General features: G+C 42.9%; 14 protein-coding genes. 2 read left to right on the plus strand and 12 right to left on the minus strand.

What is annotated here, in order from left to right:
• Window positions 1-3 precede the first annotated feature (3 nt).
• The 3 genes from nucF to metH all read right to left on the minus strand — a co-directional run bounded on the left by nucF (window position 4) and on the right by metH (window position 5626).
• Window positions 4-813 carry a 5' nucleotidase NucF gene (nucF, locus tag AC6CIF_RS17180; protein ID WP_076210094.1) on the minus strand — a complete coding sequence of 270 codons (810 nt, stop codon included), beginning with the start codon at window positions 811-813 and terminating at the stop codon, window positions 4-6.
• A gap of 356 nt (window positions 814-1169) precedes the next feature.
• Entirely contained in the window at window positions 1170-2108 is a 939-nt protein-coding gene (gene rnz / locus AC6CIF_RS17185; protein WP_017688042.1) for a ribonuclease Z, read from the minus strand.
• 77 nt (window positions 2109-2185) lie between these two features.
• Window positions 2186-5626: a methionine synthase gene (gene metH, locus AC6CIF_RS17190; RefSeq protein ID WP_498200656.1), complete on the minus strand. Its 3441-nt coding sequence runs from the start codon at window positions 5624-5626 to the stop codon at window positions 2186-2188.
• Window positions 5627-5805: 179 nt separating this feature from the next.
• Between metH and AC6CIF_RS17195 the strand changes: the two genes are divergently transcribed.
• The gene (locus tag AC6CIF_RS17195; RefSeq protein ID WP_215077752.1) at window positions 5806-6351 is read left to right on the plus strand and encodes a cupin domain-containing protein; all 546 of its coding nucleotides are present in this window, start codon (window positions 5806-5808) and stop codon (window positions 6349-6351) included.
• A 96-nt stretch (window positions 6352-6447) separates the two neighbouring features.
• On the opposite strand, the gene AC6CIF_RS17200 is transcribed toward AC6CIF_RS17195, so the two are convergent.
• From AC6CIF_RS17200 to AC6CIF_RS17235, 8 genes are all read right to left on the minus strand, one after another.
• A complete protein-coding gene (locus AC6CIF_RS17200) occupies window positions 6448-7122 on the minus strand; it encodes a GntR family transcriptional regulator (RefSeq protein ID WP_091020712.1) in 675 nt (224 codons plus the stop codon).
• 102 nt (window positions 7123-7224) lie between these two features.
• Entirely contained in the window at window positions 7225-8859 is a 1635-nt protein-coding gene (locus AC6CIF_RS17205; RefSeq protein ID WP_498200658.1) for an ABC transporter substrate-binding protein, read from the minus strand.
• 47 nt (window positions 8860-8906) lie between these two features.
• Complete coding sequence (locus AC6CIF_RS17210; protein ID WP_036613592.1) at window positions 8907-9779, minus strand: carbohydrate ABC transporter permease; 873 nt, start codon at window positions 9777-9779, stop codon at window positions 8907-8909.
• Window positions 9780-9791: 12 nt separating this feature from the next.
• The gene (locus AC6CIF_RS17215) at window positions 9792-10721 is read right to left on the minus strand and encodes an ABC transporter permease (RefSeq protein WP_339177159.1); all 930 of its coding nucleotides are present in this window, start codon (window positions 10719-10721) and stop codon (window positions 9792-9794) included.
• Window positions 10722-11309: 588 nt separating this feature from the next.
• Window positions 11310-12101 (minus strand): HAD family hydrolase, encoded by a 792-nt coding sequence (locus tag AC6CIF_RS17220; RefSeq protein ID WP_498200660.1) that lies wholly within the window; start codon window positions 12099-12101, stop codon window positions 11310-11312.
• A 28-nt stretch (window positions 12102-12129) separates the two neighbouring features.
• Window positions 12130-12639, minus strand: coding sequence for a hypothetical protein (locus AC6CIF_RS17225; RefSeq protein WP_017688037.1), 510 nt, complete (start codon window positions 12637-12639; stop codon window positions 12130-12132).
• A gap of 125 nt (window positions 12640-12764) precedes the next feature.
• Window positions 12765-12974 (minus strand): DUF896 domain-containing protein, encoded by a 210-nt coding sequence (locus AC6CIF_RS17230; protein ID WP_017688036.1) that lies wholly within the window; start codon window positions 12972-12974, stop codon window positions 12765-12767.
• Window positions 12975-13069: 95 nt separating this feature from the next.
• The gene (locus AC6CIF_RS17235; protein WP_498200662.1) at window positions 13070-13447 is read right to left on the minus strand and encodes a LysM peptidoglycan-binding domain-containing protein; all 378 of its coding nucleotides are present in this window, start codon (window positions 13445-13447) and stop codon (window positions 13070-13072) included.
• Between the two features lie 296 nt (window positions 13448-13743).
• Here AC6CIF_RS17235 and lexA point away from each other — a divergent pair, with 296 nt between their 5' ends.
• Window positions 13744-14370, plus strand: a complete 627-nt coding sequence (lexA, locus tag AC6CIF_RS17240) for a transcriptional repressor LexA (protein ID WP_017688034.1) — start codon at window positions 13744-13746, stop codon at window positions 14368-14370.
• A 104-nt stretch (window positions 14371-14474) separates the two neighbouring features.
• On the opposite strand, the gene AC6CIF_RS17245 is transcribed toward lexA, so the two are convergent.
• Entirely contained in the window at window positions 14475-15776 is a 1302-nt protein-coding gene (locus AC6CIF_RS17245) for an aldehyde dehydrogenase (RefSeq protein WP_498200664.1), read from the minus strand.
• Window positions 15777-16682: the final 906 nt, after the last annotated feature.

Raw genomic sequence — 16682 nt, forward strand, 5'->3', positions numbered from 1 at the left:
ACATTACCCCTTTTTGGAAGCTTGGTCTGCCTCTTGCGACAGCCACTCCATCAATTTATGCAAATCTTCAAACACATGATCAGGTCGAGCCTTCGCCGCTTGAATGTGTCCATCCATATTATCCCGTGTTGTGATACCGGTAAGTACCAACAGTGTCTCACACCCTGCTGCCACTCCAGCTGCAATATCGGTTCGCATATTATCTCCGATCACTGCCACTTCATGAGACGCCAGGTTTAGCCTGCTAATGGCCGACTTCATTATAACACTCGATGGCTTTCCTATGACTGTAGGATGGACTCCGGTTGCTGCTTCAATTGCTGCTCCAATAGTCCCCGCCCCAGGTGTCAGTCCATCATCGGAAGGAAGCTGCAGATCCGGGTTGGTCATGATGAATTTTGATCCCGCATTAATCCACCTTAGCGCCTTGGTCAGTTTATGATAGGAAAATTCACGATCAATCCCCTGTATCACATATTCTGGCGCATCTTCCGTCAGCTGTAGTCCTGCTTCTTCTATGGCTTGCAGCAATCCTGCTTCTCCGATACATGCCACTGTTGCACCTGGGGACTCTTCAGCAACATATTCAGCAGCTGCCACTGCAGAAGTGCATACTTGAGACGCGTCGGCAGGTATGCCCATCCCGTTCAGATGATCTGCCACACCTTGTGGTGTACGGGAAGAATTATTTGTTACGAATAAATACGGCTTTCCTAGCTCTTGCAGTGTTCGAATAAGCTGATCGGCTCCTTCGATACGATGTCTGCCATGATAGAGCGTACCATCCAAGTCAATCAGATAGGCCTTAATCACACACAGCACTTCCTTTCTTTATTCCATTAACATTTCATGTCCTTAATCATCTACCTCGAACTTGACCGCGAACCTATGTATTCAGGCAAAAAATAATGGCTTGCTGACATATGTACGCAACAAGTCGAACCGGATCGAACACCGACGGTTTAACTCGCGCGTCTTCTGTACAAGCTTGTCATTTCCTGCGCTTTCCCGGAAAATAATTTGAATCATTTCCCTCTTCATATTGCCCATCCTACACGCTTTCTGACCAGATTGCAAAAGGGACCGCGGGAGTTCCTCTCCCTCAGTCCCGTGCAATTACCCGGATCTTTATATGACGTGTTTAACCGTGCACTGGTTCGCAATCAGGGTTAAGATTCTTGCTTGCGATGCACGACAGGAATAAGCTGGTGTTCGTTTGCAAGTCTGGTATTCGGGAATACGGACTGCGCCTCTTCCAAAAGGGGCTGAAGTTGATCCTCATCCTTATAGCGTGAACTGAAGTGAGTCATGATTAGTTGCCCTACATTGGCTGCTCTAGCCGCTTCTGCCGCTTGTTTAGAAGTACTATGATAGTACTCATGTGCTGTATCGGCCAGATCATGCATGAATGTAGCTTCATGTACAAGTACATCTGCATTGATGGAAAGAGGCTGTACATTGTCACATGGACGTGTATCACCCAATATGGTGATTACCATACCACGCTTTGGCGCTCCCAATACATCTTCTGGACGAAGCGAATCACCGTTATCCAACGTAATGGTTTCTCCACGTTTCAGCCGGCCGAACAATGGGCCTGGTTTCAAACCGTATTCCGCCAGTTTGGCTGGGTCCAGGCTTCCTGGGCGATCTTTTTCCGTGATCCGGTATCCATAGCTGTCAATCCGATGCTCAAGCAAAGCTGCTTCCACAATAAAACTGTCATCCTCGAACAGGACGCCGCCCGTATGTTCCACGATATTCAAATCATAGTTAACCCGGGATTGGCTAAGCTCCATTGTTGTACTGATCATTCGTTCCGTACCTGGCGGACCATATACGGTTAATGGTGTGGTGCCACCTTGATAGGCTCTGCTCGAAAGCAGTCCTGGAAGTCCAAATACATGATCACCATGCAGATGTGTAATGAATATTTTCTCCAATTTGCTCAGTTTAAGCGGAGAACTTAAAATCTGATGCTGCGTTCCTTCCCCGCAGTCAAACAACCACAAAGCTCTGCGCTCATCCAACATGCGTAACCCAATGGAAGTTACATTCCGTTGAAGCGTAGGTACACCAGCATTAGTTCCCAGGAAATATAGTTCCATTCTGGATCGCACCTCTTTCTGTTGCCAGCAAAAAACCTCCGACAATGCGGAGGGCTTTGCCTGACACTCTACTGAATTTATGCCTTCTCTACATTAAAATACTTAGCTTGCGGATGGCTGAATACCATCGCTGATACGGAAGCTTCAGGTTCCATCATGAAACCTTCCGTCAATTCCACCCCGATATCCTCAGGCTGCAGCAACTTGAACAGCGGCCCTTGGTCTTCCAAATCCGGACAAGCCGGATATCCAAAGGATACCCTGATCCCTTGATAGCGTGCACCGTGACGTTGCTTCATGGTCATCTGGGCTGAATCCGGGAATCCCCATATATCTCTCATCATATGATGCACACGTTCAGCTAATCCCTCTGCTACTTCAAGCGCTACGGATTGCAGAGCATGCGAGCGAAGGTAATCCCCTTGATCTTTCCACGCAGTAGATAGTTCACGCACACCGTGTCCGGCCGTAACAACCATGAAACCAACGTAGTCCATCTGACCGGATTCAACAGGTTTCAGGAAGTCGGACAGGCACAGGAACGGCTCGACTTTCTGACGTGGGAACGTAAAAGTATGCAAAATATTGCTGGTGTCCTTTGGATCATAGATGATGATGCTGTTACCACTGGACTGAGCCGGGAAGAAACGATACATGGCATGTGCCTGAATAATCCCGTCACGAACAGCCTCTTGCATGATATCATCCACGACTGCTTTCAGGTCGGTAGCCTTCTTATCACCTGAAGCAAGCAGTTGTTCTACTGAACCGCGCAACCCCAGATGATGTCCAAGCAACATCTGCATGTTCACATATGGCAGGATATGTGATAATGGGTAGTTACGCATCGTATGCCGCTCCAGGTCAGGCGGGACAAGAACCGGATTATCTACAGCAATATCCGAACGCTCCACTCGCGTAAGCTCTGGAAGAGCCTGAACAGCTACAGCACTTGAAGCATCAGCTTCTTTTTCTGCTTCCATCTCCAGTTGCATCACTTCACGTGAAACGGGATTCATCAATTTGTTCGCCAGATCCAGACCGTCCATCGCATCTTTCGCATATACAACCATTCCGTTATATTCAGGACGAATACGATTTTTGGTGAATTTACGTGTTAGCGCCGCTCCGCCAACCATAATAGGCACATCAATACCTGCTGTTCGCAAATCCTGAGCGGTAAGAATCATCTGTTGCGCTGATTTTACCAATAGACCCGAGAGGCCGATTGCGTCGACTTTTTCTTCTCGGTATGCCTCAATGATACGTTCTGGTGGTACTTTTATACCCAAATTAATGATTCGGTAACCGTTATTCGACAGGATGATCTCAACCAAGTTTTTACCGATGTCATGCACATCGCCCTTGACCGTGGCCAGAATGATCTTGCCTTTAACCGAAGTCTCGTTCTTCTCCATGAATTGCTCCAGATATGCTACAGAAGCCTTCATAACCTCCGCACTCTGCAACACCTCAGCTACAATCAACTCATTGTTGTTAAAGAGACGACCTACTTCCTCCATCCCCCGCATCAGTGGACCGTTAATCACTTGAAGTGCTGTGTATTTGGCAAGTGCCTGTTCGAGATCCGGCAGCAATCCTTCTTTGCTTCCTTCGACTACATATGAAGCGAGACGCTCTTCTAATGAAAGGTTCGAGATTTTTTCCTTCTTCTCAACCTTCTTGTTACGGAACGCCGCTACGAACGCCGCCAGAGTGTCATCATTCGTGTTATATAAAAGCTCTTCGGAGAGTCTGCGTTCTTCTTCAGGAATGGAGGCATAACGCTCCAGTTTCTCTGTGTTCACGATCGCATAGTCGAGACCTGCTTTGGTACATTCATATAAGAATACTGAGTTCAACACCTCACGGCCCGCTTCAGGCAGTCCGAATGAAATGTTACTGATCCCGAGGATCGTATGACATTCTGGCATCGCTTCCTTAATCACTCTTATACCTTCAATGGTTTCTTTGGCTGAACCGATGTACTGTTCATCTCCCGTACCTACCGGGAACACCAACGTATCGAAAATGAGGTCTTCTGGTTTGAGACCATATTTGTTCACCAGCAAATCGTAAGAGCGCTTGGCTACGTCAAGCTTGTCTTCCCGACTAATCGCCTGACCCCGTTCGTCAATCGTTCCGACAACTACTGCACCACCATATTTATGAAGCAACGGCGTAATCAGCTCAAATTTCTCTTCGCCATCCTCAAGGTTAATGGAGTTAATTATCGCTTTACCTTGCGAGTACTGGAGGGCCAGATCAATTACTGAAGCATCTGTCGTATCGATCATGAGAGGAACTTTTACTTTTTTAACAACCAATTCAAGGAACTTCACCATGTCTTCAGACTCTTCACGGTCCGGGTCTTGTACACACACGTCAACAATGTGCGCTCCATTTTTCACTTGAGCACGAGCAATTTCCGAGGCTTCTTCATATTTGCCCTCTACAATGAGGCGTTTGAATTTCCGTGATCCCAGCACGTTCGTACGCTCACCGACCATATATGGACGATTGTCCTGTTCAATATAGATTGGTTCTATACCAGACAATGCCGGTGGATGTGTTCCGTTCATTTCTCTTGGGGGGTACTGGGCAAGTGTGTCGCGCATCGCCCGAATATGTGCAGGGGTTGTCCCGCAACATCCACCAGCAATATTCAACCAGCCCTGTTCGGCAAAAGCACCAATCTTCTGAGCAAGCGAGTCTGGTGACTCATGGTAATTACCATTCTCATCCGGAAGACCCGCGTTCGGGTAACAACTAACGGCAACCGATGCCATTCCGGAAAGAGAGCGAATGTGATCACGCATGAACTCCGGACCCGTAGCACAGTTTAGTCCTACCGAAATTGGGTTAAGGTGTTCTAAGGATATATAAAAGGATTCGATGTTCTGACCCGCAAGGGTCGTTCCCATCGGTTCGATCGTTCCTGATATCATCAGAGGCAGTGTAACGCCACTCTGTTCGAAGGCCTGCTGAATTCCAATGCTGCCTGCTTTTACATTGAGGGTATCCTGTGAGGTTTCGAGTAGTAGCGCATCAACGCCTCCCTCTATTAAAGCAAGCGCTTGCTCCAAATAACTGTCGATAAGTTCCTGGAACGTTACTCCCCCAGTTACAGACAGTGTTTTGGTTGTTGGTCCCATCGCACCTACCACATAACGTGGAGATTCAGGTGTAGAGAAACGATCAACCGCAGCTTTCGCAATTCTGGCTGCTTCCAGGTTGATCTCGCGTGCCCGATCTTGAATATCGTACTCAGCAAGCACAACGGATGTCGCACCAAATGTATTGGTTTCAATTAAATCGGCGCCAGCCTCCAGATATTCTTCATGAATGCGCTGGATCAGCTCTGGACGAGTAAGCACTAACATTTCATTACATCCATCCAGATCTTCGCCGCCAAAATCTTCGCCAGTCAGATCAACTTGTTGAATCATGGTCCCCATTGCACCGTCGAGGATTAATATTCGTTGTTTTAATGCATCGTGTAGACTAATCTTATCCAATATCTTCACCCCCGCAAAACGTTAGATCTTAGTTTAACAGAAACTAACTTATTGTGAAAGATCGGGTTTGGTCCCGAAAGATGGCGGGTTTGCACGAATATGAACGGAATTTGAGAATCGACAAAAACAAAGCAATCCGATATAATTCAATTAAACCAAGTGGAAAAGAGGGAAAGAACATGGCTGAAATTGTTATCCGAAATACGAACGAACGCATCACTGGCGACGAAAATGTTCGAAATTTCTTGAACAAATACGATGTATTATATGAGAAGTGGGACGCTTCCAAACTGAACACTGATCTGCAAAATAACTTTGGATTAACTGATGAACAGAAAACCGAGGTTTTAGAAACTTACGATTATGAAATCAGAGATTTGGCTGCACGTCGCGGATACCAGATCTGGGATGTCATCACACTGTCCGAACAAACACCAGATATCGAAGAAAAGCTGGCCAAGTTCGAAGAGATCCACACCCACGCTGAAGATGAGATCCGTGCAATTGTCGCTGGTAAAGGAATCTTTGTTATTAAAGCTACAGATGATGTGGGCTACTTTAATGTAGAACTGTCTCCTGGAGACGTTATATCTGTACCTGAGAATACACCGCACTTCTTCACCTTAATGGAGAACAAACAAATTATTGCTGTACGTCTGTTCATCGAAAAAGATGGCTGGATTGCAGATCCATACCCTGATCCTACTTTTATCAAACAAGCCTAAACACTCTCATGTTACAACTTGCTTAACCAAAACCCCTGTTCAATTGAACAGGGGTTTTCGCATATGCATATGGAGAGTAGTATACAACATCGTGCATTATATAAAATAATGCGGGTATTTCGCTTTTATCGATTCCTGTTCAATAACAACTAGTCTAAGATGAGCTTCCATCACCTGCACAGCTTGCTCGGTCTGACGCTCTGTGATAAGACGATAAATCTCTTTGTGCTGGGAGATGATGACCTCCAGGTTGGAGTCCTCCGCTAGACGTAATAAACGCAACCGATTAAACGGAATATTCAGTTGTTGCAACATTTTCCATGTTCTCAGCTTACCCGTGCCCTGGAACAAAATCTGATGAAACTCTTCATCCAGTTCAAAAAGTCGATAGAAATTGTTTTTCCCTATACAAACTTCCTGCATTGCAATGTTGGTTTCAAGTCGAAATCTGAACTCTTCAGGAAAAGAAACACAAGCCAAAGTTACGATTTCCTTCTCCATCTTCTCCCGCATAAACCTGCCTTCTTCCACATGCTCCAGATTAATATGAGAGACAATCGTTCCACTCTGGGGAATAATGTCCAGCAGTTCTTCTTCAGCAAGCTTCATGAATGCTTCTCTCACGGGTGTTCTGCTCACCTGCAGTTCATCTGCAATCTCTTTCTCTGAAATCTTGGTACCCGGCTTAAGTTCCAGGTGAAGAATTCGTTCTTTTAACAGGTTATATGAATATGCCCGGGTCGAGCCTCTAATTTTTTGATTAAGTGACATGCCTAGACCTCTTTCTATCAGCCGTATTCATTCATCTTAGCACAAATTACCGTTCCACTTATATATCGGTGTGAAACGGTAATCTGGCCAGCATCAACTATATTATTGCTTGTTTTCTTTGTAGGCTTTGTACGTGTCATTTGCCAGCTTCAGATAATTGGATAAGCCTTGACTATCCAGCTCTTTGGCAAACGTATCGAATTCAGACAAGTCCCGCTCACCCAAGATAAATTTAAGTGTATTTTGATCCGAATAATCTTTCAGTGGTGTACTCAGAAGTGTCACCCGTTCACGGTCCTCTGAAGAGTAAGGAATTGGTGGTTCTGCCGGGATTACTTCCTTGGTATCCTTCATGTCTTGTTGGAATTTCAACTCTTCTTCACTAAACATCGATTGCAGCAGATCTGTCGTACCACCGTAGGCAAATACTCCACCAGAGAAACCAAAGTCAATACGCAGATCCTTCTTGCCTTTAGGATTCAAGCCATTGTAGTTCACATCTTCTACCAATTTACGTTCTCCGCCCTCTTTGGTAAATGTTTCGCCTTCAACGCCCCATTTGGCAAACTCTTGACCCTCATCACTGTAGTATAACCAATCCACAAATTGCATAATGGCTTTGAAGTTTTCGCTTTTTTGAATTTTCCCGGAGATCATGACACCGTTTTCAAGTCTGGAGCCAGACATTAATTGCCCTTTTGGTCCACCAGGTACTGTAATCTTTGCAACTGAGTATTTACCTTCTCCCAGCGTTTTGTTCATATCATTTCGGTGCAGCACCACCGTTTGGGAATTACCATTAATCATGAATGATTTGCCGGATACAAATTTCTGTACAGCCTGATCATCATCCTGTGTAAAACTCTCCTTATCGAGCAATCCTTCGGATACCAACTTGTTAAAGTACGTTAGCATCTCTTTGTATTCTGGTGTTGTAGCCGTGTACACAAATTCATCCTGATCTTCCTTATACGTCAATCCGTTACCAAAACCCCATCCAGCCTTGGTACCAAAGCCGGTAGCCGCAATACCTAATGTGCTATTAAATTGGAATCGGTCCGAGAACGGAACGGAATCCGGGTAGAGCTCTTTGAGTTTCTTTGCAGCGTCATACAGTTCATCCCATGTGGTTGGGATAGCAATGTTATTTTCTTCAAAAACATCTGTTCTTACGATTAATGTATAATCTGGCCATACTTCTTCATGCAGACCCGGGAGTACATAATACTTGCCATCTTCCTGTCGAAGTCCTTCGATTTCTTCTTCCAATCCCCATTTTTCTACTTTATCCTTGAAGTTGGGCATCAAATCAATATAATCACTAACGGGCAGAATCGCACCGGAAGATACAAAAGCAGATTCTTCACCAGGATAAGTCTTTGGAATAACCAGCGGTGCATCACCAGAACTGATTAGAAGAGATCTCTTCTGAGAATAGTCACTCATAGGAACAATCGTTGGCTCAAGTGTAACACCAGTCATTTCAGTCATCTTTTCGAAAAGCAACCAGTCTTTTTTGTACGGATAGGTAGGTTGATCACTATACAGTATCGATAGATTAAACGGCTCAGTCGCCTTGAATGTATCCCCTACATTGTACGTCTCCATCGCTGCCTTGGTTTGAACTTCTGTGACATCACCTCCAGCTCCGGTACCGCTACTACATGCTGCCAGAACAACGGTCATCATTGATGCCAACACCATTTTACCAACAAACTTACGTGGCTTTTGATTCATTTAGGTTATCCCCCTGAATTTGGTTTAGGTATTCTAGCTGCTACGTATTACTGTTTAACAGACCCTAACATGATACCGGTTACAAAGTATCTTTGGACAAATGGATAGATGGTGAGTATCGGCAAGATGGTTAATACCATCGTTACTGACTTAATATTGGCAGCAATCTGTGTCAGGTTATCAGCTGAGGTTGCACCGGCAGATGCACCGCTTGTCGCTCCTGCAATCATATTGCGCAAATAAATGGTGACCGGGAACAGTTCTTTTTTGTCCAAATACAGAAAGGCTGGGAACCAGGAATTCCAATGACCTACTGCGTAGAACAGCACCATGGTTGCCATAACTGCTTTACTAAGCGGCAATATAATGCGTAGCAAGATCCCGTAGGTGTTCAAACCATCAATGGAGGCAGCTTCCTCCAGTTCTTCAGGCATATTTTCAAAAAATGACTTCATGATCAGCATGTTGTATATGCTAATTGCGCCAGGAACAACAAGTGCCCACATGGTGTTGTTGAACCCAAGGGAATTAATCAACACATAGTTTGGAATCAATCCACCACTGAAGAACATGGTAAATACGGCGAACATCGTCAGAAACTTGCGACCCATCAACCTCTTTTTGGACAGGGCATATGCGAAAATAGTCGTCATAAACATGGAGATTAATGTACCTACTACAGTATAGATAATCGTATTTTTATAATTCGTCCAGAACATGCTGTCACGTGAGATAGTCTTATACGTCTCCACATTGAATCCTCTTGGGAACAGACTAACTTTACCCGAATTAATATAGGACTCACTACTGAAGGATTGTGCCACGACATTTAAAAATGGATAGAGCGTTATAAATACCACGAACAGCAGAAAGATAACGTTGAATACTTTAAATACCTTGTAAGATCTGGATTCCTGCATGGTGCTCCTCCTTTACCATAAGCTTCTTTGTGTCAGTCTGCGTGAGATGGCATTTACGGAGAACACCAGAATCAGACCGATCAGCGATTCGAACAAGCCAATTGCGGTAGCATAACTGAAGTTACTGGATTCCAGTCCCACCCGATACAGGTAAGTGGAGATCACATCAGATGTCTCATAGATAAGCGGATTGTATAAGAGCAAGATTTTTTCAAATCCAACTGCCAGGAAATTACCCATGTTCAAAATCAATAACGTCACAATCGTTGGCAAGATCCCTGGTAACGTTACATGAATCGTTTGCTTCCACCGATTGGCACCATCGATACGCGCAGCTTCATACAAAGAATCATCAATGGTTGTCAGTGCAGCCAGATACAGAATCGCTCCCCAACCCATACCCTGCCATACCTCAGAAGTGATATAGATTGTTCTGAACCACTCAGCCCGCTGCATAAAAGGAATATTGTCTCCGGTGAAGAAAGCCACCAGTCCATTAATGGAACCATTCACTGCTGTCAGCTGCAGGATCATACCTGCAACGATAACGATGGACAGAAAATGAGGCAGATAAGACGCGGTCTGTACAAACTTTTTGAATCGTTTACTCTTCACTTCGTTAAGCATCAAGGCAAAAATGATTGGAACCGGGAATGTAAAGAGCAATGCAAGTCCGCCCAACATCAGCGTATTACCAAATACTCTCCAGAAGGTAGGGTCCTCAATGAACATTTTGAAGTACCTTAATCCAACCCACGTTTCTCCAAATATACTTCCCCCGGGAACAAAACGTCTGAACGCAATCACATTACCAATCATCGGCCCATATTTAAAAATAAGGAGATAGATGATGGGAAGGATTAATAGTGAATACAGCTGCCAGTCTTTGCGAAACAAGGTTGCTGCCGTTCGTAATCTGCTCTCTTTACGTAAAGATGTCATGGTTAACGTTGTTTTAGCGGTTTCCGACTCCATGTGTTTTCACTCCGATCCAGGACTTGATAAGTAAGAGTAATTCATATACAACTCCCATCGTTTCTCCTCTTGTAGAAGACAACAACTCCTTTAAGTTCACCCCCACTACGAAATAGATAATTGCTAAATGTAAGCGATATCAATTTCATGTATTATGTAGAATCACACAATCCAAGGTGCTTCACATCATTCATTAGCACTTACTAAGTGGTGTGATCTCCAAATCGAAAGAAGATATTCTAAATTATTAAGCGCTTACATTCAATCGAAAATAATAAGCAATAACTCCCTGCCTCCATTTAATGTAGTAAGTCAAAAAGAAATTGCTTTAGGACAATCTAAATACTAGTCATACTAGTATGTTAGTTATATTCTAATTCAGCTTCCCCCTAATTTCAATAACTTTTAGCAAAAAAAATGGAGATCTCATTTAACAAGGTAATTTAGTCAACAAGCTCAAATAAAAAAACATTGGTAACTTCAAGAACGACATCATCGTTCATTGAAGCTTCCAATGTTTCAGGGTGCTGAGGAAAGATGTTATAGCTGATCTGCTTAGAAACTAGCAATAAGCTGATTCAATTCCGATAAATGTGTTATTTCATGGTCTGGCGCATACGTTTCGTTGTTGGTCTTATGCTCACGGTTAATCCATACGGATTGGATGCCAGATAATAAAGCACCACGAATATCAGTCGTTAACTTGTCTCCAACCATCATGCTCTCTTCGGGTTTAACACCTAGTTTACTCAAAGCATGTTCAAATATCGACGGATCTGGTTTTCCTTTTCCGAAGTTACCCGAGATAATAATCTCATCAAAGAAAGGAGTCAATTCAGGTACACCATCCAACTTCTCTTGTTGCAAAGCAGGACAACCGTTTGTTAACAACAACAGTTTGTACTTTCCTTGTAACTGACGCAAGGTATCCATCGTTTCTTCGTATACATGAGGTCTGGATCTCCGTTCTACTCCAAACTGTGCGGCCAGTTGTTCAGCAAGATCTTCCCGATCTATACCCAACTTCAACAAGCCAAGACGCCAAGATTCTTTACGGTATACTGGAGCAAGTTGTTCCAACTGACGAAACTCAGGTTGATCCCCACCAGTAAAGTTAGCCCATAGGCCTTCAAACGGATTGATTCCAATCATTTTGGTAAAAGGAAAGGTTTCATATGATTCATACAGTCCACGTGCCTCATTACGAACAGCTTCTTCAAGTTCTTCCGGCTTGGCCCCAGTCTCTTGCGCTGCGATTAGACAAGTCTCATGAAAAGCTTCTCGAACACTACGCTCATCCCACAATAAAGTATCATCTAGGTCGAACAAAATCGCTTTTAACGCCATTCCGATCATCTACCCCTTTATGCAATAATTACTTTTCGACGGTTTCCACGGTGATCTGGTGTGCTTTTGCAAACTTCAGCAAACGTTCTGCAATCGCATCTGTATCGTAACGGTTCAATAACTTGGTAAACACCCATCTTTTCCCGCGACTGTTATGTTCGATAACAACTGTACCTGGTTCAATTCTGAATTTAACGATATCGTCAACCCCAATTGAACGTTCACGATTACCCTTCGTCGTTATAATCCGATTACTGCTAATCTTGATGTATGGACGGCGAAGCATGAAGATGACTGCCAAAAATACGTAAAGCAGCATCGTCACCCAGTCCCAAGTTGTCATTGGAGCTTGCACAAGGAATGTGCTCATAAACAGATACAAAAAGGCGAGACCGATCAAAAATATAGGGAACAAAAGGCTGCGTCCCTTAAAGACTTCTTCACCTGGTGTACCTGTGATTGGTTGACCACTTTTTTTGCGTTGCTGATTTAACTGCTTGGAATTTTTCTTAACCGTTCTCTCGAACGAACGCGACATGAGAATCCCCCTTATGTGTCTTTGTATCGGCTTACATAATTGCAAACCAACATTTCCCCCTATAAATTGCATACTCAAAATAACAGGAAGAAACCTAAATATCATAATGATATCATTAGGTTTCGTTAGTGTTTGAGTTTGCCTTGGTGGCCTTTGTCATTCTCATCATCAACAATCTCAATGGTATCCAGTTGTTGTCTGAAATTACTGCGAATATTGCTCAAATAAATCTCTCTTAGCTCGGCACGTTCAGCAAGTTCTTCCTCCGACAATCCCGTGGACTTTTGCTTACGAGCCAATTCGTTAATGCGTGCTACCAGACTATCTATATCCAAGCTTGTCCCCTCCAAAAATACAAAGTCATATTAACTTTGCCATTATAAAGGCTGCTTGTCAAGCTGACACGCGCTAACACTCATTGATGTGCATTTTATTCTGCAAATTGCGGTAGAGCTAGTACTTGTCCCACTTGGATGGAAGTTGTATGAAGTTGATTCACTTTCTTAATTGCTTCTATATAAATACGTGTGTCCATATTCGTCGGTTTATGTTCCAAAGAAATACTCCATAATGTTTCCCCTTGTGAAACAGCTATCTTTCCTCCAGGCAGAACATCATTCTCATTGCCGGCAAATACAGTTAAAACGGTGCTGCATCCAATAAATATAATCATAGAGGTAATGGCTACCTTTAACATCCATGAAGAAATCTTGAAACGCACTAAAACCTTCTTGTAGTTCCCTATGTTAGACTTCACCAGTTCCGAATTCATTGGTTCATAAATGCTTTGATAAGTAGAATATCTCATTAAATACCCGCCTCCAAACGTTTGTTCCTATCTGTTGAAATCAATATAACACGAACACTTGTTTTGTTCAATAGATTTTCAGAACAATTGTTCGCTTCTTTTTTGAAGGAGAAATATCTTATTTCACTTCCTTTTGCAAAGCATTTGCAGTATTATGCTCTGACTTTTGGACAATTTCTATTCTATAAGTTAAAAAACACTGATTTAATGCTATTTTATTTAGAACTTATGTTTGTACGAACGGAGGTTCTATGTTATAATTTTCCCAAACGTTACTAAAATGGGGTTGATACGGTATGTCGAAGATATCCAGCAGGCAGCAGGCTATTCTGGAGTTTATACGAAATGAAGTCCGGTTGAAGGGGTATCCTCCTTCCGTACGGGAAATTGGTGAAGCGGTTGGACTTGCTTCCAGCTCAACAGTACATGGACATTTGGATCGTTTGGAGAAAAAAGGTTTGATCCGACGCGACCCTACCAAGCCAAGAGCCATTGAGCTTTTGAGCCAGGAAGAATCTGAGCATTCTCATCAATTTGCTCATAGCGTTGCACGTATTCCTGTCGTTGGTAAAGTTACAGCCGGGGTTCCAATCACTGCAACCGAGAACATTGAAGACTACTTCCCTCTTCCTACACATTATGTAGGCGAACAAAAAGTGTTTATGCTTTCAGTAGTCGGAGATAGTATGGTGGAAGCTGGAATCGTTAACGGAGATTACGTTATTGTCCGTCAACAGCAAACTGCTGATAACGGTGATATCGTCGTTGCAATGACTGAAGACGATGAAGCTACAGTGAAAACGTTCTATAAAGAGAAAGATCATATTCGCCTTCAACCGGAGAATGCGACCTTCGAACCTTTACGTTTGAAACACGTTAGTATTCTGGGTAAAGTCATTGGCCTTTTCCGAGATATTCATTAATATTTAACTTGAGTAACAAAACTAGATGTAATGAAATACGAAAGAGGTTGCCCTGATCAACAGGACAACCTCTTTTTTCATTTTTATGTTAGTTTAGCAGCTAATTATTTACTGCGTTTCAGAACACTCTTGTGATGCGAGAACACATCAAAGCTCTGTTGCCCGTGATATGAGCCCATACCGCTCTCTCCTACACCACCAAACGGGAGATAGTGTGAAGTCATATGAGAAAGTGTGTCATTAATACATCCCCCACCGAAGGATACTTGATTCAGAACCTGATCCTGCAGTTGCTCATCCTGTGTGAAGAGATATAGCGCCAATGGTTTTGGCCGGCGAACAATCTCATCCAGTATAGGATTCAGGTCCCTGTACGTAAATACAGGAAGAATCGGACCGAAGATTTCTTCTTGCATGACAGCCGATTCCCAGTTCACATCTCCAAGTACAGTTGGCTCAATAAGCAACTGATCACGTACAGAACGTCCACCAATTAGTACTTTGCCATCTGTGAGGAATCTCGACAACCTATCAAAGTTACGCGAATTAACAATATGCGGGAAATCAGAGTTCTGTAACACATCATCCCCAAATTTATCTTTGATCTCTGCGCTAATCAGATTGATCAGTTCATCATGAACTTGTTCATGCACAAGCAAGTAATCCGGAGCAACGCATGTTTGCCCTGCATTCAGGAATTTACCACGAACAATACGTTGGGCCACCAGCTTCAGATCTGCATCACTATGGACAATAGCAGGACTCTTGCCGCCCAACTCAAGAGTTACAGGAGTCAAGTGCTCCGCAGCTGCCTTCATAACAATGCGACCAACACCTGTGCTACCTGTGAAGAAAATATAATCAAATTTCTCTTTCAACAATGCTGTGCTGACCTCAACTTCTCCTTCCATAACCGCAATATACTCCTGAGGGAAGATCTCCTGAATCAGATCGTACGTTAGACGAGATACGGCTGGTGTTAATTCAGAAGGCTTAATAACTGCACAGTTACCGGCTGCAATTGCTCCAATCAGTGGACCAAAGGCCAGTTGGAAAGGATAGTTCCAAGGTGCAATAATAAGAGCCACTCCGTATGGTTCAGGATAAATGGTACTCACCCCATCCGGCATAGCCGAATTGGTTGGGACTTGTTTTGGCGCAGCCCATTCCTGCAGGTGTTCTAATGCAAAATCCAGTTCACCCAAAACAATGCGAATCTCGGAACCGTAAGCTTCCGCCTCAGATTTGTTCAGATCCGCGTGAAGTGCATCTTGGATTCGTTGCTGATACTTTTCAATTCCCTTTCTAAGCTGTTGAAGAGCATTAATCCGATACTCGATATTTTTAGTTTGTCCTGTATAAAAAAATGTACGTTGTTCTGTCACAAGTTGTTTTGCCTGATCCATATTAACATCTCCAATTAATTATTTAAAATTAAATTGCTCAAAATTTAATTAAAGTATACCTCTTCTATATGAAACTTTCAACATACAAATGAAACATCCATTTGTATTTATTTGAACGATGGTTGGAATTTTGAAAGAGTGAAAGCTAGTATTCCTTTCTATTTCGTGGCTATCAGAATTTCTAAGGAAGTTTGATTTAAATCTTTTGTTTCAGACAGTTTAATGCACTGTAAGAAAGAATTAATTTCAGTTTCTCTTTAATGGGTTACTAGATAATGACAATGGTTTTTGCGCTGTTAATAACATGAATTGATACATTTCTTCAAAATAGGAAATGTTTAGTTACCACATATAAAAAACTCCCCTTTCATTAATGAAAAGAGCGCTTTACGATTATATATCGGTAACGAATGCATCATGTTAAAAGTAAGCCATGGTTACAGACAAACATAGGCTTTTTTGGTGACCCTTTTATCTGCTTCCATCTATATAACTCATCATCAGTTATTTTAAGTTTTCCACGCAATCATGTAACTAGTTTCGTGTTTTTTAAGAATTGCCCATACCTTGATTTGATGGTAATCAACAGGCTCTATTCTTAAACATCCCGGGTTTGCACACTTTCCACCAGTCTCACTAAGAAGTTTTTTTGTTTTTCTAGATACGTTTTTCCTTCTTTATGCAACTCCCTAGGATAATTCGCGTAATAATTACACTATCCTGTCCGTTATCTTAAAACTATTTTTAAGTCTAATTCAGCTGGGCTACACTTAATCGGAAAGAAAACATAATACCTTTTTCACCAAACTTGATTTATAGTCTTAATTGCTACGTTTGGAATCTTTTTAATCGCATTCTTTACAGGTATACTGCCCGGTTTTATACCAGCCTTCAAAATATCTGTAG

It is taken from the genome of Paenibacillus sp. GQ49 (assembly GCF_059759055.1).

Bases quoted from the DNA above. Each gene is read 5' to 3' on its own strand.
- rnz (WP_017688042.1), bottom strand. From the start codon at position 2,108: ATGGAACTATATTTCCTGGGAACTAATGCTGGTGTACCTACGCTTCAA.
- AC6CIF_RS17195 (WP_215077752.1), top strand. From the start codon at position 5,806: ATGGCTGAAATTGTTATCCGAAATACGAACGAACGCATCACTGGCGAC.
- AC6CIF_RS17200 (WP_091020712.1), bottom strand. From the start codon at position 7,122: ATGTCACTTAATCAAAAAATTAGAGGCTCGACCCGGGCATATTCATAT.
- AC6CIF_RS17205 (WP_498200658.1), bottom strand. From the start codon at position 8,859: ATGAATCAAAAGCCACGTAAGTTTGTTGGTAAAATGGTGTTGGCATCA.
- AC6CIF_RS17210 (WP_036613592.1), bottom strand. From the start codon at position 9,779: ATGCAGGAATCCAGATCTTACAAGGTATTTAAAGTATTCAACGTTATC.
- AC6CIF_RS17215 (WP_339177159.1), bottom strand. From the start codon at position 10,721: ATGACATCTTTACGTAAAGAGAGCAGATTACGAACGGCAGCAACCTTG.
- AC6CIF_RS17220 (WP_498200660.1), bottom strand. From the start codon at position 12,101: ATGGCGTTAAAAGCGATTTTGTTCGACCTAGATGATACTTTATTGTGG.
- AC6CIF_RS17225 (WP_017688037.1), bottom strand. From the start codon at position 12,639: ATGTCGCGTTCGTTCGAGAGAACGGTTAAGAAAAATTCCAAGCAGTTA.
- AC6CIF_RS17235 (WP_498200662.1), bottom strand. From the start codon at position 13,447: ATGAGATATTCTACTTATCAAAGCATTTATGAACCAATGAATTCGGAA.
- lexA (WP_017688034.1), top strand. From the start codon at position 13,744: ATGTCGAAGATATCCAGCAGGCAGCAGGCTATTCTGGAGTTTATACGA.
- AC6CIF_RS17245 (WP_498200664.1), bottom strand. From the start codon at position 15,776: ATGGATCAGGCAAAACAACTTGTGACAGAACAACGTACATTTTTTTAT.